Genomic DNA, 19,155 nt, shown 5'->3' with positions numbered 1-19,155 from the left:
TACCCTTTTAGTTATTTGTTTCTTGTGTTTGAATTGAAATAGAGCCCATCACTTCAAATGTAGCACTCGAATCAATTTCTGCATGAGAGAGTGTTACAACATCAAGAGAAAATCTCTCAAATATTTCTGCAACACTGCGACGGATTTGTGGATCGACGATAATAATAACAGGGGAAATCCCTTTTTGCAGTAAGTCTGCAGCCTTTGTGCTTGTTGCCTGAATCAGGGCATTTATTTCTCCTACATTGAGCATGAGGTTCCTCACACCGTCTTGTTCTTGTGATTTTTGCAGTAACAACTGCTCAGTCTGTGTATCAAATGTCAAAAGGCGTATCACCCCGTCATCCCCTGCATACATTTGGGTAATGACGCGAGAAAGTCTGGCTCTTACCTGTTCTGTTATAAGGTCAACATTTTTTGTGTATTCGGCAATATCTGCAATTGTCTCTAAAATAGTAAGCATATCTTTGAGCGGAATTTTTTCATGCAACAGTGCTTTGAGAACTCTTTGAATAAGACCGATAGAAGCCACTTTTAAAACGTCATCAATGATTACAGGATAATCATCTTTTATTTTATCAATAAGTGACTGTACTTCTTGACGGGTTAAAAGCTCTTCGGCATTGCGTTTGATGAGTTCGCTCATATGTGTGGAGATGACTGTAGCAGGATCAACAACGGTGTATCCGTTGATAATGGCATCTTCTTTTTGTTCCGGTGCTATCCACAGGGCGTCGAGTCCAAAAGCAGGTTCTTTTGTCGGTTCTCCCTGAATCTCTCCTGTAGCCATACCACTGTCCATCGCAAGAAATTTATCAGGCATGATCTCACCCTCACCAATGGCAATGCCTTTAAGCAGTACCTGATATTGGTTAGGTTTGAGATGTAAGTTGTCACGTATTCTGACCTGCGGCATTAAAAATCCATAGTCATTTGCTATTTTTCTTCGCATGGAACGGATACGTTCAAGCAAATCACCACCCTGGGAACTGTCGGCCAGTTTTATAAGTTGATATCCCAAAGTCAATTCAAGCATTTCTACTTTGAGTATGTCATCAAGCGCATTTTCTTCCTCTTTTGCAATTTCTTCGTTCGTTTTTTTCGGTTTGATTCTCTCTTTCTCTTTTTCTGTCTCTTCTTTTGTCTTGACACCAAGGAGATTCTCAACATCCAAAATGGAAAGTTCCCCTTTTTCATATTTGTAGATAGACCACCCAAGCAGGGCGAATATCATTCCGACAAATCCCATAGAAGCAGTAGGCAGGCCAGGAACAAGAGCAAACAGGAGCATGATAAAGCCGACTATCATCATAATCTTTGCATTTCCGATCATCTGTGAAATAGTGCCTTCGGCAAAATTGTCACCGTCACTTGAGGAACGGGTAATGATAATACCGGTTGCAGTTGAGGTAATGAGTGCCGGAATCTGGCTGACAAGACCATCCCCGATTGTAAGGAGTGTGAAGGTAGAAGCACTGTCTGCAACGCTCATATCGTACTGAAAAACACCGATGAGAAAACCGCCGATGATATTTATAAGAGTAATAATAATACCTGCAACAGCATCGCCTTTGACAAATTTTGAAGAACCGTCCATCGCCCCGTAAAAATTGGCATCCTGAAGAATTTCTGCACGGCGTTGTTTTGCTTCGGCATCATCAATGAGTCCTGCATTTAAATCCGCATCAACCGCCATCTGCTTTCCGGGCATAGAGTCAAGTACAAAACGTGCTGCAACTTCTGCAACCCTTGTGGAACCTTTTGTGATAACCATAAAGTTTATAAGAACCAAAATGGAAAAAACGATAATTCCGATAACATAGTTTCCCCCGACAACAAAATCACCAAAACTTGTAATAACATCACTGACCTGTTCCGGCCCCTCATAACCGTGACTTAAAATCATTCTGGTTGTCGCAATGTTGAGTGAAAGCCTAAAAAGGGTGAGAATCAGTATAAGTGTCGGGAAGGTAGTCAAGTCTGTCGGTTTTGGTACATATAATGAAATAAGCAAGATTAAAACAGACAAGGCAATTGAAATTGTCAGCAAAACATCCAATATCGAAGAAGGCAGAGGAACAATGATAATGGCGAGTATTGCCATTACAAAAAAGACAACACCAAGATCACGTTTGCCTAGTAAAAAGTTAAGGGAGGTTCCGATTTTTTGTTTTGTTGTCAATTTTCTTGCCAAGTGTCAGTGTCTCACCAAATTTAGTCGTCGAGTAAGTCTGCCAAAGTCAAGTTTGCCAAAAACAAATCTATTTTCCCCTGGAGTTTGTGTAAAAAAGGCCATATTGTACATGTACTGGCTTTTTCGGAAGGACAGTCTTCCAAAGAGGGAGCACACTCAAAAACAGTAGGTGCTTTGCCTTCTACGCAGGACGCGACACTAAGCATATTGATATCTTTGGGATCTTTGTTGAGTGCAAAACCACCATTGACACCTTTGTATGAGTTTAAAATCTGCGCTTTTGCCATAGACTGAAGAATTTTTGCCAAAAAACTTTTGGAGATAGAAAGCTCTTTGGAAAGAGTATCACTGTCCATTGGCGCTTCTGCTTTGCAAAGCAGTATAAGTGATAAGATGGCATATTCGCTGGCACGGGTTATAAGCATGTATTTACTTTCATTATTTAAACTTTTAAAATGATATTATATCCAAAATTACTGCTGAAATAAACAAAAATAAAATTTAAAGAAAAGTTTTGCTATAATCACGCTTCAATTCTTCTGCATTGTGCATTTGAGTTAGATTATTATACCTATCAGGAGGCTATTATGGCTTTAGATTCGGCTAAAAAACAAGAAATAGTTGCGAAATACGGTCGCAGTGAAAATGACACTGGTTCAAGTGAAGTTCAAATTGCACTTTTAACTGAAAGAATTAAAGAGTTAACAGAACACTTAAAAGTTTTCAAAAAAGATCACGCATCTCGTTTGGGATTACTGAAATTAGTTGGTCAGCGTCGTCGTTTGATGAAATACTTCAAAAGAAAAGACAAAGACGCCTATATGAAACTCATCGAAGATTTAGGCATCCGTGACAATATCTAAGTTTTAAACTTTTTCTTTAAAAGTCCCTTTTAAGGGACTTCTTCCTTACATGTAAACTAATTTTTATAAAAAAATCTCAATCGCCCTTTGTAAATCATCTTTTGTATCTATACCAAAACCCGTACTCGCCACTTTGACCATAGCTATATTTTTTCCATGGTATATTGCACGAAGCTGCTCTAGTTTTTCTATGTCTTCAACAGGGGCATCAGGGAGTGAACAAAACTCTTTTAAGCTTTTTTTAGAAAAACCGTAAATACCGATATGTCCGAAATAGACAGCTTCTCCGCTTTGATTGAATGGTATTTTAGCACGGGAAAAATAGACGGCATTGCTGTTTGCATCGAGCACAACTTTGACGAGATTGGAATCCTCTGCCGCTTGTGCATTAACAGCGTTGTAGCAGCTTCCCATAATAAAATCTTTTTTTTCTTTTTGCAGTTCTTTGAGTTTTTGTATAAGGGACTCAACAACATCAGGCTCTATAAAAGGTTCATCTGCCTGTACATTGATAATAAGTTCTTCATCCGATAAATTTAAAATAGTGGCACATTCATGAATTCTGTCCGTACCGCTTTTATGTGTTGTGGATGTCAGCATAGCTTTGATTCCATACTTTTTACATGTAGTAATGATACGTTCATCATCGCACGCGACAACTACATCATCCAAATGTGATACTCTTTGTGCCGTTCTTACCACCATAGGCAAGCCTCCTATGTCTGCTAAAACCTTTTGCGGAAACCGTGTGGATGCCAATCTTGCCGGAATAATAATCATATTAATCTGCCCTTATGATATAATTGCAATATTATAACCCAAGGGACTTTAATTCATGCTTCTTTACCAACCGGATTCTGGTTACTGCTATAACAGCGACTCTCTTTTTTTGTACGATTTTATCAACTCTTTTCATCCCAAAGGGAAAGTTTTGGATGTAGGGGCAGGTTGCGGAGTGGTAGGACTGCTTGTTGCAAGAGACAATGAAAAAATAGAACTTGAAGCAGTGGAAAAGCAGGAAGTTTTCAGACATTTTTCAAAAACGAATGCCCGAGTGAACAAAATAGCGTATAGACTGCATGAGTGTGATTTTTTGGATATGCAAGAAATGCAGAAATATGATTATATTATTTCGAACCCGCCGTTCTATCCGGCTGGTGTACAAAAAAGCCAAAATGAGATATTATTTAATGCACGCTATAATGTACACCTCCCCTTAGAGAAGTTTTTTAAAAAGGTATCGCGTTTGTTGCGGCCACATTCACATTTTATATTTTGTTATGATGCGACTCAGTTTGGAAATGTCTGCGTTGAACTTGAGAGAGTCAAAATGAAGATAGTGGATGTGCAGTTTGTCCACCCCAAAATTGACAGGAGTGCATCACTTGTAATGATACATGCAAGAAACGGTTCAAAGGCAATGATGAAGGTCTGGCCTCCATTGATAAGTTTTGAGGGAGACAATCCTTCACAAAAAGTACAAAACATTTATAAAAAAGCCAATACACAGAGTATAAAATGTCAAATATAATAAAAAAAGAAAATTATCCCTATGCTTTTGATGCCAGTGCATGTGCTGCATGCGAAGGCAGATGCTGTACAGGGGAGAGTGGTTATATATATGTCACTAAAAATGAAATATTTGCAATTGCAGAAGTTTTAGCAATGGATGTTAATGAATTTGCGTTAAAATATCTCTTTAAGAAAGGGTATAAATACTCTATCAAAGAAAATAAAATCAATGACTCCTATGAATGTGTTTTTTATGACAGAAAAACAAATGGGTGTAAAATATACAGTGCCCGTCCAAATCAGTGTAAAACATTTCCTTTTTGGGATTATTACAAAACCAGAGTTGATGAGCTAAAACTTGAGTGTCCAGGAATAATAGATGATTAGAATTCTCCTTTTAGTAACAGTGTCGCTGTTTTTTGTTTCATGCTCAACGCATCCCAGACCGATAAGTCCAAATGAAAAAGCTTTTGAGGGTGAAGATCTCTATATCATGCTTGCGTTAAATGCTGAACTTACAAAACATTATGATGTGGCGGCAAAGCGTTTTGAAGAACTTTATGACAAAGCATCCAAAAAAGAGTATCTGTATCGCTCTTTGCATAACTATCTTTTGGCAAAAAAGAATGAAAAAGTGATTGAAAAAGTTGATGAAATAACAGAGGGTACTTTCTCTGATCCAGCGCTTATCCGTCTAAAAATCATTGCTTTGACGGAAATGGGAAAACTCGATTATGCAAAAAAACTCTCAATAGCACTTGCAAAAAAAACACAAAAAGCAGAGGATTACCTTTTAGCCAGTGATGTGTATATCAAAAACCAGGAATTTGATGTAGCTTTAAAGTATCTTAACAGTGCATATATGAAAGAGTATAACGAAAAAATACTTGATAAAATGGCAATTATTCTGTATGTTAATCTGCACAGGAAAAAAGATGCGATTGCCTATCTTGAGACACATACACGCATGCACGGATGCTCACAGCTTATTTGTAACCGTTTGATCGGAATTTACAGTAATGAAAACAATATTGAAGGTTTGCTCTCTGTATATAAAAGACTCTACAATTTAAAAAAAGACAAATCAGTCGCACAAAAAATAATCCGTATATATGCCTATAAAAGAGACTATGTCAAACTTATTGACTTTTTGGAAGAGACACATGCAGATGATACGGTACTTTTAGAACTCTATACGACAGGGAAAAATTATGCAAAAGCAAGTGCTTTGGCGCAGAAACTTTATGAAAAAAGCGGGGATATAAAATATTTGGGACAAAGTGCTGTTTATGAGTATGAAGCACACAGCAAGAAAATGACAAAAAAGCTTTTGGCGTCTATCGTAAAAAAGTTGACAAAAGTTACCAAAGAGACAGATGAACCACTCTATCTAAACTATTTGGGCTATATTCTGATTGATCATGACCTGGATATTAAAAAAGGTATGTACTACATCAAAAAAGTGTTAAAAACAAATCCGGATTCTGCATTTTATCTGGATTCGCTGGCATGGGGCTATTATAAACTTGGAAAGTGCGTTGAAGCGAAAAAAGTGATGGACAGAGTAGTCAATATGGAAGGCGGAGACAATCCTGAAGTACTCTTACATGTAAAGAAAATAGAGGCATGTTACAAAAAGAGTTTAGAACACAAAAAGGGGAAGAAGAAAAAATGATTTTAGATGATATTATTAAAAAAACAAAAGAAGATCTGATACAAAGAGAGAAAGAGTTTTCTCTGGACTGGCTAGGCCGTTCTCTTGCATTCAATGCCAGACAGCCGCGTGATGTAATTCCGTTTTTAAAAGCTACAGAGGAAGACCCGTACAGAATTATTGCTGAGGTGAAAAAGGCCTCACCTTCAAAGGGTGTCATTCGTGAAGATTTTGATCCGCTCGCCATTGCTCAGGCCTATGAACGGGGAGGGGCAAGTGCTATTTCTGTTTTAACAGAACCGCACTTTTTTCAAGGTTCTCTTGATTATCTTGCAGGTATTCGCAGATATGTTTCTGTTCCTCTTTTAAGAAAAGATTTTATTATTTCAAAATATCAGGTACTTGAAGCTCTGGTTTTTGGGGCTGATTTTATTTTGCTTATTGCAGCAGCTTTAAGCAAGAAAGAGCTCAAAGATTTGCTGGGCTATGCAAGACACTTGGGATTGGAAGTTTTGGTTGAGGTGCATGACAAAAAAGATTTGGTAAAAGCTATTTATGCCGGGGCAGATATTATCGGAATAAATCACAGAAATCTGCAGACGTTTGAGATGAATATGAACCTTTGCTATGAATTGATTCCTTTAATACCAAACGGAAAAATTATTGTGGCGGAGAGTGGCATATACGAGCATGGACAGCTTGAAGATTTAAGCAAAGCAGGGGTTGACGCATTTTTGGTCGGTGAATCATTAATGCGGCAAGAAGATGAAGAGTTGGCAGTAAAGAAACTGAAATTCGGAGAAAATTATGAAAAAAAATAAAATTATTATTCTGCTTTTTACACTCACAGTGTTCTTTTTGAGCGGATGTACGCAAGAAGCACAAAATAAAATAGGACGCTCTATCCAAAACTGGACAGGAACAAACGGTGTGCTTGATATTTATATGGGCGGCAAACTGGTGCAGAGATTTATCAAAATTGACAAACTTACCACAGCGACGAGTACAGACGGAAATACACCGAGAAACTACCGCTACGGGTATGGTTATATAGATACAAACAGGAATTTTGTAGTTGATAAAGGGGAGAAAAAAGTCTACTTTGAAATCAGTAATTATTCAACACCCTATGTGTTTTATGAAAACCCAAAGAATTAAATGATGGATGTGATTCAACTTTTTAAATATCTGATCAACTCAAAAAGTGAAACACCGGATGATGGCGGTATTTTGAATTTTGTTGAGGATTATCTTCCCGGTTTTGAAGCGATAAGAATTGATATTGAAGATGTTAAAAATCTTTTTATCTATAAAAGATTTTCCGAGGGTGAGCATCTCTGTTTTGCCGGGCATGTTGATGTTGTTCCTGCAGGAAAAGGATGGGATACAAACCCGTATGAAGCCGTGGAAAAAGGGGGCTATATATACGGACGGGGCGCACAGGATATGAAAAGCGGACTCGCCGCTTTTATTCAGGCTGTAAAAGATACGAAAAACTTTAAAGGCACGCTCTCTTTGCTTTTAACTTCGGATGAAGAGGGTGAAGCAACGAACGGTACGGTCAAAGTACTGGAATATTTGAAAAAGAACAATATGCTTCCGGATGCCTGTGTGGTTGCAGAGCCTACATGCGAAAAAGAGTTTGGCGATGCCATAAAAGTGGGACGCCGCGGTTCTATTAACGGCTACCTTACTCTTAAAGGAAAACAGGGGCATGCAGCTTATCCCGAAAAAGCGATAAACCCCATACACCAAATAGCAAAAGTTTTGGGTGATATGGCAGGTGTTGATTTGGATGAGGGAGATGAGTTTTTTGCACCTTCAAAGTTTGTCATTACCGATATTCGTTCTGGTATGCAGGTGACAAATGTTACACCCAATGAGCTGAAAATGATGTTTAATGTGCGCAACAATACAAAAACCACACAAAAAGAGGTAGAAGAATTTGTTGCCAGACATTTACAGGGATTGGACTATGAACTGCGTCTGACACAAGGTTCCTATCCTTTTAAAACAGATACGGATACGAAACTTGTCAAAAAAATAGACACGGCTATAGAAATGGTTACATGTAAAGTGCCAAAACACTCTACGGCAGGCGGAACAAGCGATGCAAGATTCATTGCACCTCTTGGTATAGATGTGGTTGAGTTTGGTGTAAAAAATGACACCATTCACTCGATAAATGAGAGAACAACACAAAAAGAGGTACAAGATCTCTATAGCGTTTTTAAAACGCTTATCAGCGAGTGGAACAGGCAGTGAAATCTCTTTTTGTGCTGCTCTTTTTCAGTGTCACTCTTTTTTGTGCACCGCTTCATTGGAGTCATGACTATTTGAAAGCATTGTCAGATGCAAAAAAAGAGCATAAGCTTATCTATGTGTTAATCATTTCTGACACATGCGGGTGGTGCAAAAAATTTGAAAAGACAACTTTGCAAAATACAAAGATTAAAGAGAGAGTTAATAAAGAATTTGTTACTGTTTTACTCTCAAGAGACAGACATGCAATACCGAAATTTTTGAAAACATCTCCTGTTCCAAGACACTATTTTTTGGATGAAACAGGAAAAATACTGTATGCATCTTTAGGATACAGAGACGAAGAGATGTTCAATGCATTTATGGACAATGCCCAGGAACATTATGAAATACTAAAGGATGAAAACTATGAAACAAGTAAAGACAGATAAAGCACCTTCGGCAATAGGACCCTATTCACAGGCAATCGTGGCAAACGGAATCGTTTATACATCAGGACAGATTGCGTTAACGGCTTCAGGTACAGATGAGCTGCTTCAAGAAGATGTGTCAATTCAAACAGTTGCAGTTTTAAAAAATCTTCAGGCAGTTTTGGAAGAAGCGGGAAGCTCTTTACAGGATGTGGTAAAAACAACAATTTTTTTGGCAGATATGGACTCGTTTGCCACAGTCAATGCAATATATGAAAAAGCATTCGGTGAACATAAGCCGGCACGCGCAACAGTAGCGGTAAAAACACTGCCTAAGAATGCTTTGGTAGAAATAGATGCCGTGGCATTAGTGACAGACTACTCTTTTTAAGTGGTATTTCTTTTTGTTTAATCAAGACTTAAAGCTTGAATGGGTATAATTCCGGACTTTTGTAGAAATACAAGCTAAAAATATGTAAGGACCATAGATGTACGCAATTATTAAAAATGGTGGTAAGCAGTATAAAGTTCAAGAGGGTGATGTTTTATCATTGGATAAATTATCTCTTGACACTGGTGCTACGGTAGAGATTAAAGAGGTTCTGGCTGTGAATGCCGGAGAGCTTAAGATCGGAACTCCTTTTGTAGAGGGTGCAGTTGTAACTGCTGAAGTTATTGCAGAAGGACGTGACAAGAAAGTTGTAATTTTCAAAAAGCGTCGTCGTAAAGATTCTAAAGTAAAACGTGGTTTCAGAAGAGACTATACTCGTGTTAAAATCACGAAAATAGCTGCGTAATAAATTAAGGAGATAAGTAATGGCACATAAGAAAGGTCAGGGTAGTACACAGAATAATCGTGATTCGGCTGGTAGAAGGCTTGGTGTAAAAAAATTTGGTGGAGAGGCTGTAGTGGCCGGTAACATCATTATTCGTCAAAGAGGAACAAAAGTTCATCCAGGCAAAAATGTAGGTATGGGAAAAGATCATACTATATTTGCTTTGGTTGACGGTGTTGTTGCGTTTGAGCGAAAAGACAAAAAGCGTCAACAAGTTTCCATTATACCTGCTGCGTAATTTCTACAGTATAAAACCTCTTGTTTCCATCATATCCGATGGAAACATATTCCACAAAGAAAATTCAAAATATTTAATAAATTACTTTATAATTCATAGTATTTTCTTAAGTATTTACAATGGCATAAAGCCATAAAAAGGATTCACGAATGTTTACAGATAGTGTCGAATTAACAGTTAGTTCTGGAAAAGGCGGGCAAGGGTGTGTGGCTTTTCGCCGTGAAAAGTTTGTACTCAATGGTGGTCCAAACGGTGGTGACGGCGGAAAAGGCGGTGATATATGGTTTAAGTGTGACAACAATACGCATACACTTTCACACTTCCAGAGAAAAATGCATATAAAAGCTGAAAACGGCAAACCCGGCGAAGGTTCAAACTGTACCGGAAAATCAGGGGCAAAAAAAGTCATTATTGTCCCACCCGGAACACAGATTATTGACCAGGAAAGCGGTGAAGTTCTTTTTGATATGGTTGAAGACGGACAGGAAGTGAAATTTCTGCAAGGCGGAAAAGGCGGACTCGGCAATACACACTTTAAGTCACCGACAAACCAAAGACCGACGTATGCACAGCCCGGTGAAAAGGGTGAAACGAGAAATATCAAGCTTGATTTGAAACTGATTGCAGATATCGGACTGGTCGGTTTTCCAAATGTCGGAAAGTCTACGCTTATTTCTACTGTGTCCAATGCAAGACCTGAAATTGCAAATTATGAGTTTACAACATTAACGCCGAAACTCGGTCAGGTAAATATCGGAGATTATGAATCATTTGTTATGGCAGATATTCCCGGAATTATCGGCGGAGCGCATGAAGGCAAGGGCCTTGGAATCGAATTTCTTCGTCATATCGAAAGAACAGAGATATTGCTGTTTATGATAGACTTGGCATCGTACAGAGATCTCAAAGAACAGATAGAGGTACTCAAAGACGAAGTAGCTTCTTTTTCACAAAAGTTGGGCACTTCGCGATATGCAATAGCATTAACACGAACAGATATAGTGCCTCAAGAAGAAGTTTCCCAAAAAATCGCCGAATTTATCAAGATGCTTGATCTTGAGTCCAGCAAGGGAAGTGAATTTGATTTTGATGAGGATTTACCTTATTTTATTCAGGGGAGTGTTGATGAAACATTAGGGTATGATAGAGAAAAACCTTATTTTGTTGTGCCTATTTCTTCCGCGATTAACAAAAATATTGAACCTTTAAAGTACGCACTCTTTAATTTAGTACAGCAAACAAGGCAGTAATTCCATGCGTGTTGTAGTCAAAGTAGGCAGTGCCGTTTTAACCCAGGATGGCAATATAGCACTTGATCGTATGCGTTCTCTCGTAGAATTTCTAAGCGAGTTAAAAAAAGAGCATGAGGTGATTTTGGTCTCTTCCGGTGCAGTTGCGGGTGGTTATACCGAGCTGAAACTCGATAGAAACAATATTGCGAACAAACAGGCTTTAGCCGCAATAGGCCAGCCTATTTTGATGAATAAATATGCGAACAAGTTTTCAAAATACGAAATACTGACAGCACAGGTGTTAGTGACTGCTGCAAATTTGAATACTCCTTCTGATATTAAGCGTGTGCGCGCAACTGTTGAAACACTTTTGCAAAACAGTGTGCTTCCTATTGTCAATGAAAATGATGCAACGGCAACAGATGAACTTGAACTTGGTGACAATGACCAGCTCTCAGCATATATAGCAAAAGACATGCAGGCCGATATGCTTGTGATTCTTTCAGATATTGATGCCTATTATGACAGCGATCCGAGAAAAAATCCCGAGGCAAAAGCATTCAAAACAGTAAACAAAATCAGTGAGGAAGAACTGCATAAAGAAGTCACTCCAAACAATGTTTTTGCAACAGGGGGTATCGTTACGAAACTAAAAGCCGCAGAATATCTTCTGCAGGCAAACATAGATACATTTCTTGCCAGTGGTTTTGATTTAAGTGATGTGAAAAGTTTTATGCTTGAAGGTTCCCACAAGGGCGGTACTCTCTTTACATGTAAAGGTTAGCAATGAAAAATATAATATTTATGGGGACACCTGAGTATGCCCAGAAAATTCTTCAAAAAGTAATAGCAACAGAAGATATAAATGTTGTTGCCGTCTATACACAGCCTGACAAACCTGTCGGGCGCAAAAAAGTACTTACGCCTCCTCCTGTGAAGCTTACTGCGCAAGAGCATAACATTCCGCTCTATCAGCCAAAAAAACTTCGGGATGAGGAAACTGTAAAAGAGATTCTTGAAATTCCCTGTGATTTTATAGTAGTGGCTGCATACGGGCAGATTTTACCACGAGAAATTTTAGATCATGCACCCTGTATCAATCTTCACGCTTCGGTGTTACCGCAATATCGCGGAGCAAGTCCGATACAGCAAACCTTGTTAAACGGTGACAAGACAACCGGTGTAACTGCCATGCTTATGGAAGAGGGGCTTGATACGGGTGACATTTTAAAAATCGAAAAAGTCTCTGTCAGTGAGGAGATGATGGTTGAAGAGTTGTTTGAAAAGCTTACACAGACTGCTGCTGATCTGACGATAGATGTGCTGCGCAATTTTCATATATATACGCCCAAAAAACAGGATGATGCACATGCTTCTTATTGTAAAAAAATAACAAAAGCAGACGGTGCAGTTGTCTTTGACAATGCGCAGGAGATTTATAACAAATACCGTGCTTTTACACCATGGCCGGGAATTTATCTTGCAAGCGGACTGAAACTAAAAGAGATACAGCTTGAAAAAAAAGATGAAGAACATGCTGATGCCGGCAAAATAACTGCAATAGACAAAAAAAGTATTGTCGTTACATGTAAGCAGGGGGCTCTTCGTATTTATAAGGTACAGCCACAGTCAAAAAAAGAGATGGATGTTATCTCTTATATTAACGGGAAAAGACTCGGACTTGAAGATACATTACTATAATACACTGCCATCAACGCAGCTTTTTTTAAAAGAACAGTTGAAAAACAAGAAGCTGACTGCTCCTGTGGCTGTGGTTGCAGATATTCAGACAAAGGGAATCGGCAGTCGAAATAACGAATGGAGTTCCCAAAAAGGAAATCTTTTTATGTCCTTTGCCCTGGATACAGAACAATTGCCTCATGATTTAAAATTAGAATCTGTGTCACTGTACTTTTCTTATCTGCTCAAAGAAACTTTATCTGAATTTGGTTCAAAAGTTTTTTTAAAGTGGCCGAATGATTTTTATATCGGTACAAAAAAAACAGGCGGAATGATTACAAACAGAGTAGACGATACACTTGTCTGCGGTGTGGGAATAAACCTTGTAACAGCACCACAGGGCTTTGCATCATTGGATATTGCGCTCAACAGAAAAATATTAATTGCAGCATATTTGAAAAATATAGAAAAAAAGGTTTTATGGAAGCAAGTTTTTAGCAAATATAAGTTAGAATTTGAAAACAACAAGGAGTTTTTTACCCATAGTGATGGTAAAAAAATATCACTTGAGTCTTGTGTACTCGAGAGTGATGGCAGTTTGAATATAAATGGTGAGAGGATATACAGCAGGCGATGAGTGAAGTAATAGTAATTGCAAATCAAAAGGGCGGAGTAGGCAAAACGACTACCGCTGTAAACTTGGCAGCGTCACTTGCTGTTGCAGAAAAAAAAGTGCTTTTGATTGACTCAGATCCGCAGGCAAATGCCACGACATCATTGGGCTTTCACAGAAATGATTATGAGTTTAATATTTATCATGTGCTTATAGGTACAAAAAAGCTCAAAGAAATTATTCTCAAATCAGATCTGCCTACACTGCATTTAGCACCTTCAAACATAGGTCTTGTGGGAATAGAAAAAGAGTATTATGATGCAGACAAAGCCAAAGGGCGTGAACTTGTTTTGAAAAAAGCGATTGCAAATGTACAAAAAGAGTATGATTATATTATTATAGATTCTCCGCCGGCGCTTGGTCCGATGACAATCAATGCACTTTCAGCGGCAAACTCGGTCATTATTCCGATACAGTGTGAATTTTTTGCACTTGAAGGGTTGGCACAGCTTCTCAATACTGTCAAGTTGGTAAGAAAATCAATTAATCCGAAACTTGCGGTAAGAGGCTTTCTTCCAACTATGTTTTCATCACAAAACAATTTGTCCAAACAGGTATTTGCAGATTTGCGTCAGCATTTTAAAGGCAAACTGTTTAAAGATGCTGCAGATAAATATATAGTGGTACCGAGAAATGTAAGACTTGCAGAATCTCCGTCATTCGGAAAACCTGCAATTTTGTATGATGTAAAATCAAGCGGTTCTATTGCATACCAAAATTTAGCACAGGCGATTATACGATAATGAAGTCACAAAAATTAGGCAGAGGGCTGGACGCTCTTCTTGGAGAAATAGACGAGGCATATGAAAATGAAGGAAGCCAGTATGATGCTGTATTGGAGATTCCGCTCAAAGATATCCGACCGAATCCTTTTCAGCCAAGAAAATCCTTTGACGAAACTGCCCTTTTGGAACTTGCCGAATCCATAAAAAATGACGGACTGATTCAGCCTATAGTTGTAACAGAAGATATTGACGGATATATCTTAATTGCAGGAGAGCGGCGACTACGCGCCTCAAAGCTTGCAAAACTCAAAGAGATACGGGCAGTAGTTCTCAACTCTGATGAACAAAAAATGCGGCAATTCGCGTTGATTGAAAATATTCAAAGAGAAGAATTAAATGCTGTAGAACTGGCAGAGGCATATACAGAACTTATAAAGCTGCATGATGTAACACATGACGAACTTGCCAATATTATTCATAAAAGCAGAACCCATATAACAAATACTCTGCGTCTGCTGCAGCTTGCTCCAAAGACACAAAAGGCACTGGTTGAAAAAAAGATTTCAGCAGGACATGCAAAAGTAATGGTTGGGTTAAATGAAAAAGACCAGCAGCTGATACTCAATTCGATTATAGGGCAGAAACTGAGTGTACGCGAAGTTGAAGCTATGATAAAAAACATGAAAAATGTAGAGCCTGCACCAACTGAGTCTGTCAAAAAGAGCGATGCCGATTATGATTTTACACAGATAAAAGAAAAATTCAGTGCACTTGGATTCCATGTAAAGGCTTCTAAAAATAAAATAACCGTCAGTTTTGCATCACAAGATGAAATTGATGAATTTTTGACACATTTTAGAAACTAATCACTCAAATAACAAATTTATACCTCCATTTAACTATCGTTTCAATTTTATAATAGTATAATCACGCAACTTTTAGGAGGTGCTATGTTAGATATAAATCCAATACTACTTTTGGCTACATTTGTTGTATTTGTTTCCCTTATAGCCGTTCTGAACAGTTGGCTTTATAACCCATTACTTTCTTTTATGCAAAAGCGTGATGATGACATTAAAAAAGATCTTGAAAAAGTAGGATCAAATGACAATGAAATCAATGAGCTCAAAGCAAAAGCAGAGTCAATAATTATGAATGCCAAGCTGGAAGCTGCGGCCCTAAGAGAAAAAGTTATCGCGGATGCTAAGGAATTAGCTGACAGTAAGTTAGAATCAAAACGTGCTGAACTCGCGGCAGAGTATTTAGAGTTTGAGCAATCACTTGCAAAATCTAAAGATGAGTTGACTTCTGACTTAATGTCACAAGTTCCGGTATTTAAAGAAGCTGTAAAAGCTAAATTTAGTCAGATATAAAGGTGTAATGTGAGTAGAATTTTAGTATTAATGCTAATGATATCAACTTATGCATTGGCATCTGGGCACGAGCATGCAGGAACAGACATAGTTCAAAGAACTGTAAACTTTCTGTTATTTGCCGGGCTTGTTTGGTATCTAGTTGGGGAACCTGTAAAGAATTTCTTTGCATCAAGAAGTCAGGCAATAGCTGACGAATTGAAAAAGGTTCAGGAAAAGCTGAATGAATCAATCGCTCTTAAAAAAGAGGCATTGGCAAAAATTTCTGAGGCTGAAAAGTTTGCTGAAGAGTTGGCGATTGTTTCTAAAAAAGAGAACAAAATTTTGAATGACACGATTATTGCACAGGCAGAAAGTGATATTGAAGCTATGGTGAAAAAATTTGCTCTCAAAAAAGAATTTGAAGAAAAGAAAATGATTCGCAGTGTTGTTGAAGATGTCATAAAAGAGACATTGAAACAAAGCAGTGATAGTTTTGACAGAGAAACTATGGCTAATATCATTTTGAAAAAGGTTGCCTGATATGGAAGAACTGATTGCAAAACGATACATAAAAGCTTTAGGTATGGGTTCTGACTTAGCATCTATGCAAAATATGACAACAGTATTTTCTGCCTTGGCAGAGTCATTTAAAAATGACAAGTTTGTCAGTATTATTGCTAACCCAAGCATAAAAGCTCAAGAAAAATCAAAGATTTTGTTAGAGGCGGTAAAAAGTGCCAACTCTGATAAAATCAACAACTTTATCAAGCTGTTGGTAGAAAACAAACGTATCAATATTATTCCGGCAATTGCACAGGAATTGAAAAGTGATTTGGCAAAAGCGGCTAAAACTTATGAAGGTGTTATTTACAGTGATACAGATATCAATTCAAAAGTAATAGAAGAATTGAGTGCCGGCTTAGGCAAAAAGTATGATGTAACTATCAGCCTGACATTTGTTAAAAATGACTTTAACGGTATAAAAGTAGAAGTAGAAGGTCTTGGTATAGAAATTAATTTTTCTAAAGACAGAATAGACAGACAAATTATAGAACATATAATAAAAGCAATTTAACTTTCAATGAGAGGAGAACAATAGTGGTAGCAAAAATTCAAGCTGATGAAATCAGCTCAATAATTAAAGAGCGTATCGACAACTTTGAACTAAGTGTTGATATCAATGAAACAGGTAAAATTGTTTCTTATGCCGATGGTGTTGCGAAGGTTTACGGACTGAGCAATGTTATGGCAGGAGAAATGGTAGAATTTGAAGAGGGAACAAAAGGTTTGGTTCTAAACCTGGAAGAGAGCAGCGTTGGTGTTGTTATTCTCGGTTCTGGTCCTGAACTTCGTGAGGGAATGAGCGTGAAGCGTTTGGGAACACTTCTAAAAGTTCCTGTAGGGGATGCCCTTCTTGGCCGTGTTGTAAATGCACTTGGCGAACCGATTGACGGTAAGGGTCCGATTGATACTACAGAAGTTCGTTTTGTAGAAGAAAAAGCACCTGGAATTATGGACAGAAAATCTGTACATGAGCCACTTGCAACGGGTATCAAAGCAATTGATGCACTTGTTCCGATTGGTCGCGGGCAACGTGAACTTATCATCGGTGACAGACAAACCGGTAAAACTACAGTTGCGTTAGATGCAATCATCAACCAAAAAGGCAACGGTGTTGTATGTATATATGTTGCCATCGGTCAAAAAGAGTCAACTGTTGCACAAATCGTTCGTCGTCTGGAAGATCACGGAGCAATGGAATATACAATTATTGTATCTGCTACTGCTGCTGAAGCTGCTGCACTTCAATTTTTAGCTCCGTATACCGGTGTTACTATGGGTGAGTATTTCCGTGACAATGCAAGACACGGTTTGATTGTATATGATGATTTGTCAAAACATGCGGTTGCATATCGTGAAATGTCACTGATTCTTCGTCGTCCTCCGGGTCGTGAAGCATATCCTGGTGATGTTTTTTATGTTCACTCTCGTTTACTTGAGCGTGCTGCAAAAATGTCTGACGAAAACGGAGCCGGTTCTTTAACTGCTCTTCCTATTATTGAAACACAGGCCGGAGACGTTGCGGCATATATTCCTACGAATGTTATCTCTATTACCGATGGTCAGATTTTCTTGGAAACTGACTTGTTTAATTCAGGTGTTCGTCCTGCGATCAATGTCGGTCTTTCAGTATCTCGTGTTGGTGGTGCTGCGCAAATTAAAGCTACAAAACAGGTGGCAGGTACATTAAGACTTGATCTTGCATCATTTAGAGAATTGCAGGCATTCGCCCAGTTCGCATCTGATCTTGATGAAGTTTCACGTAAACAGTTAGAGCGTGGACAAAGAATGGTTGAAATCCTAAAACAGGGGCCTTTTTCACCACTTCCTGCTGAAAAACAGGTTGTTATTATATTTGCCGGAAATGAAGGTTTCCTGGATGATATGGATGTATCAAATGTTGTTCGTTTTGAAGCAGAACTGTATCCGTTTATAGAAGCATCATATCCTCAGATCTTTGAAAATATCAGAAGTACTAAAAAAGTAGATGATGAAACAAAAACACTATTGATGAAAGCACTAGAAGAGTTCAAAGCCAGCTTTGTAGCTAACTAAGGAATAACTTATGGCAAACTTGAAAGATATTCAAAGACAGATTAAGAGTGTTTCAAACACTCAAAAGACGACTCGTGCGATGAAGCTTGTATCGACTGCCAAGCTTCGCCGTGCAGAAGAACTTGCAAAACGTTCTCGTCTTTATGCTCAAAAAATGAATCAGGTCATTGCCGAAATAGCTGGACGCATAGAATGCAACAGAGTTGGAGGGTTGGAAAATCGCTTTTTTACAGCAATTGAAAACCCAAAAATGGTTGACATTATTTTTGTAACTGCAGATAAAGGTTTATGTGGCGGTTTTAATATTCAAACAATTAAAGCTGTGAATAAACTTCTAAAAGAGTACAAAGAGAAAAAAGTAAAAGTGCGTTTACGCGGAATCGGTAAAAAAGGGATAGAATACTATAAGTATAATGAAGTTGAAATGTTTGATACTGTCATAAACTTAAGTTCTAAGCCGAATAAAACGAGATCTGATGAATTTATAAAAACTTCTATCGAAGATTACAAAGAGGGTAAAACGGATGCTGTTCATATTATTTATAACGGCTATAAAAACATGATAACACAAGAGTTACATGTAAACAATGTTTTACCTATTGATGTAAATGATTTTGATTGTAAAGAAGTAGAATCAAAATCAATGATGGAAATTGAAGCAGAAGATGAAGATAAAATGCTTGAGTCTTTAATTGAAAAATATGTAAATTACAATATGTATTACTCTTTGATTGATTCAGTTGCTGCAGAGCATTCTGCACGTATGCAGGCTATGGATACAGCAACGAACAATGCAAAAGAGATGGTAAAAAGTTTAAATGTACAATACAATAAAGCGCGTCAAGCCGCTATTACTACAGAGCTGATAGAAATTATCAGTGGTGTGGAGTCTATGAAATAATGGA

At 38.0% G+C, this 19,155-nt stretch carries 25 protein-coding genes; 22 read left to right on the top strand and 3 right to left on the bottom strand.

Annotated elements, in window-relative coordinates:
- Positions 1–7: 7 nt before the first annotated feature.
- Both flhA and MLC35_RS08390 read right to left on the bottom strand, forming a co-directional pair.
- Positions 8–2,194 (bottom strand): flagellar biosynthesis protein FlhA, encoded by a 2,187-nt coding sequence (gene flhA, locus MLC35_RS08395; protein ID WP_346389019.1) that lies wholly within the window; start codon positions 2,192–2,194, stop codon positions 8–10.
- 20 nt (positions 2,195–2,214) lie between these two features.
- Complete coding sequence (locus MLC35_RS08390) at positions 2,215–2,619, bottom strand: RrF2 family transcriptional regulator (protein WP_151899894.1); 405 nt, start codon at positions 2,617–2,619, stop codon at positions 2,215–2,217.
- 162 nt (positions 2,620–2,781) lie between these two features.
- On the opposite strand from MLC35_RS08390, the gene rpsO reads away from it, so the two are divergent.
- Positions 2,782–3,057, top strand: a complete 276-nt coding sequence (rpsO, locus tag MLC35_RS08385; RefSeq protein ID WP_151899895.1) for a 30S ribosomal protein S15 — start codon at positions 2,782–2,784, stop codon at positions 3,055–3,057.
- Positions 3,058–3,120: 63 nt separating this feature from the next.
- On the opposite strand, the gene kdsB is transcribed toward rpsO, so the two are convergent.
- Complete coding sequence (gene kdsB, locus MLC35_RS08380) at positions 3,121–3,837, bottom strand: 3-deoxy-manno-octulosonate cytidylyltransferase (protein ID WP_151899896.1); 717 nt, start codon at positions 3,835–3,837, stop codon at positions 3,121–3,123.
- Between the two features lie 55 nt (positions 3,838–3,892).
- On the opposite strand from kdsB, the gene MLC35_RS08375 reads away from it, so the two are divergent.
- From MLC35_RS08375 to atpG, 21 genes are all read left to right on the top strand, one after another.
- The gene (locus tag MLC35_RS08375; RefSeq protein ID WP_434636564.1) at positions 3,893–4,588 is read left to right on the top strand and encodes a tRNA1(Val) (adenine(37)-N6)-methyltransferase; all 696 of its coding nucleotides are present in this window, start codon (positions 3,893–3,895) and stop codon (positions 4,586–4,588) included.
- Positions 4,576–4,956 (top strand): YkgJ family cysteine cluster protein, encoded by a 381-nt coding sequence (locus MLC35_RS08370; protein WP_151899898.1) that lies wholly within the window; start codon positions 4,576–4,578, stop codon positions 4,954–4,956. The genes MLC35_RS08375 and MLC35_RS08370 overlap by 13 nt, the downstream gene beginning before the upstream one ends.
- Positions 4,949–6,244, top strand: coding sequence for a hypothetical protein (locus tag MLC35_RS08365; protein ID WP_418640533.1), 1,296 nt, complete (start codon positions 4,949–4,951; stop codon positions 6,242–6,244). Before MLC35_RS08370 ends, MLC35_RS08365 begins: the two co-directional genes overlap by 8 nt.
- Positions 6,241–7,044 carry an indole-3-glycerol phosphate synthase TrpC gene (gene trpC, locus MLC35_RS08360; protein ID WP_151901490.1) on the top strand — a complete coding sequence of 268 codons (804 nt, stop codon included), beginning with the start codon at positions 6,241–6,243 and terminating at the stop codon, positions 7,042–7,044. The genes MLC35_RS08365 and trpC overlap by 4 nt, the downstream gene beginning before the upstream one ends.
- A complete protein-coding gene (locus MLC35_RS08355) occupies positions 7,031–7,381 on the top strand; it encodes a hypothetical protein (protein ID WP_151899900.1) in 351 nt (116 codons plus the stop codon). The genes trpC and MLC35_RS08355 overlap by 14 nt, the downstream gene beginning before the upstream one ends.
- Positions 7,382–7,384: 3 nt before the next feature.
- The gene (dapE, locus tag MLC35_RS08350) at positions 7,385–8,488 is read left to right on the top strand and encodes a succinyl-diaminopimelate desuccinylase (RefSeq protein WP_346389039.1); all 1,104 of its coding nucleotides are present in this window, start codon (positions 7,385–7,387) and stop codon (positions 8,486–8,488) included.
- On the top strand, positions 8,485–8,916 hold the full coding sequence (locus MLC35_RS08345; RefSeq protein ID WP_434636562.1) for a DUF255 domain-containing protein: 432 nt from the start codon (positions 8,485–8,487) through the stop codon (positions 8,914–8,916). The genes dapE and MLC35_RS08345 overlap by 4 nt, the downstream gene beginning before the upstream one ends.
- Positions 8,894–9,286 carry a RidA family protein gene (locus MLC35_RS08340; protein ID WP_151899902.1) on the top strand — a complete coding sequence of 131 codons (393 nt, stop codon included), beginning with the start codon at positions 8,894–8,896 and terminating at the stop codon, positions 9,284–9,286. Before MLC35_RS08345 ends, MLC35_RS08340 begins: the two co-directional genes overlap by 23 nt.
- 97 nt (positions 9,287–9,383) lie before the next feature.
- A complete protein-coding gene (gene rplU, locus MLC35_RS08335; RefSeq protein ID WP_151899903.1) occupies positions 9,384–9,692 on the top strand; it encodes a 50S ribosomal protein L21 in 309 nt (102 codons plus the stop codon).
- Positions 9,693–9,711: 19 nt separating this feature from the next.
- Positions 9,712–9,969, top strand: coding sequence for a 50S ribosomal protein L27 (gene rpmA / locus MLC35_RS08330; RefSeq protein WP_151899904.1), 258 nt, complete (start codon positions 9,712–9,714; stop codon positions 9,967–9,969).
- Positions 9,970–10,118: 149 nt separating this feature from the next.
- Entirely contained in the window at positions 10,119–11,219 is a 1,101-nt protein-coding gene (obgE, locus tag MLC35_RS08325) for a GTPase ObgE (protein ID WP_151899905.1), read from the top strand.
- A 4-nt stretch (positions 11,220–11,223) separates the two neighbouring features.
- Entirely contained in the window at positions 11,224–11,985 is a 762-nt protein-coding gene (proB, locus tag MLC35_RS08320) for a glutamate 5-kinase (protein WP_346389015.1), read from the top strand.
- A 2-nt stretch (positions 11,986–11,987) separates the two neighbouring features.
- Positions 11,988–12,902 (top strand): methionyl-tRNA formyltransferase, encoded by a 915-nt coding sequence (gene fmt / locus MLC35_RS08315; protein ID WP_346389014.1) that lies wholly within the window; start codon positions 11,988–11,990, stop codon positions 12,900–12,902.
- Positions 12,883–13,518 carry a biotin--[acetyl-CoA-carboxylase] ligase gene (locus MLC35_RS08310; RefSeq protein ID WP_418640530.1) on the top strand — a complete coding sequence of 212 codons (636 nt, stop codon included), beginning with the start codon at positions 12,883–12,885 and terminating at the stop codon, positions 13,516–13,518. The genes fmt and MLC35_RS08310 overlap by 20 nt, the downstream gene beginning before the upstream one ends.
- A complete protein-coding gene (locus MLC35_RS08305; RefSeq protein WP_151899909.1) occupies positions 13,515–14,297 on the top strand; it encodes a ParA family protein in 783 nt (260 codons plus the stop codon). Before MLC35_RS08310 ends, MLC35_RS08305 begins: the two co-directional genes overlap by 4 nt.
- On the top strand, positions 14,297–15,145 hold the full coding sequence (locus MLC35_RS08300) for a ParB/RepB/Spo0J family partition protein (protein WP_346389012.1): 849 nt from the start codon (positions 14,297–14,299) through the stop codon (positions 15,143–15,145). The genes MLC35_RS08305 and MLC35_RS08300 overlap by 1 nt, the downstream gene beginning before the upstream one ends.
- A gap of 84 nt (positions 15,146–15,229) precedes the next feature.
- A complete protein-coding gene (locus tag MLC35_RS08295; protein WP_151899911.1) occupies positions 15,230–15,652 on the top strand; it encodes a FoF1 ATP synthase subunit B' in 423 nt (140 codons plus the stop codon).
- 9 nt (positions 15,653–15,661) lie between these two features.
- Complete coding sequence (locus MLC35_RS08290; protein WP_193150191.1) at positions 15,662–16,174, top strand: F0F1 ATP synthase subunit B; 513 nt, start codon at positions 15,662–15,664, stop codon at positions 16,172–16,174.
- A gap of 1 nt (position 16,175) precedes the next feature.
- Entirely contained in the window at positions 16,176–16,709 is a 534-nt protein-coding gene (locus MLC35_RS08285) for a F0F1 ATP synthase subunit delta (protein ID WP_151899913.1), read from the top strand.
- A 23-nt stretch (positions 16,710–16,732) separates the two neighbouring features.
- Positions 16,733–18,250, top strand: coding sequence for a F0F1 ATP synthase subunit alpha (atpA, locus tag MLC35_RS08280; protein WP_151899914.1), 1,518 nt, complete (start codon positions 16,733–16,735; stop codon positions 18,248–18,250).
- Between the two features lie 10 nt (positions 18,251–18,260).
- Complete coding sequence (gene atpG, locus MLC35_RS08275; protein ID WP_151899915.1) at positions 18,261–19,151, top strand: ATP synthase F1 subunit gamma; 891 nt, start codon at positions 18,261–18,263, stop codon at positions 19,149–19,151.
- Positions 19,152–19,155: the final 4 nt, after the last annotated feature.

Origin of the sequence: Sulfurimonas sp. NW7 (genome assembly GCF_051132265.1) — a bacterium.
GTDB lineage: Bacteria > Campylobacterota > Campylobacteria > Campylobacterales > Sulfurimonadaceae > Sulfurimonas > Sulfurimonas hydrogeniphila.
Note: the sequence above shows the minus strand (reverse complement) of the source record. Positions and strands in the feature narration are given on the sequence as shown.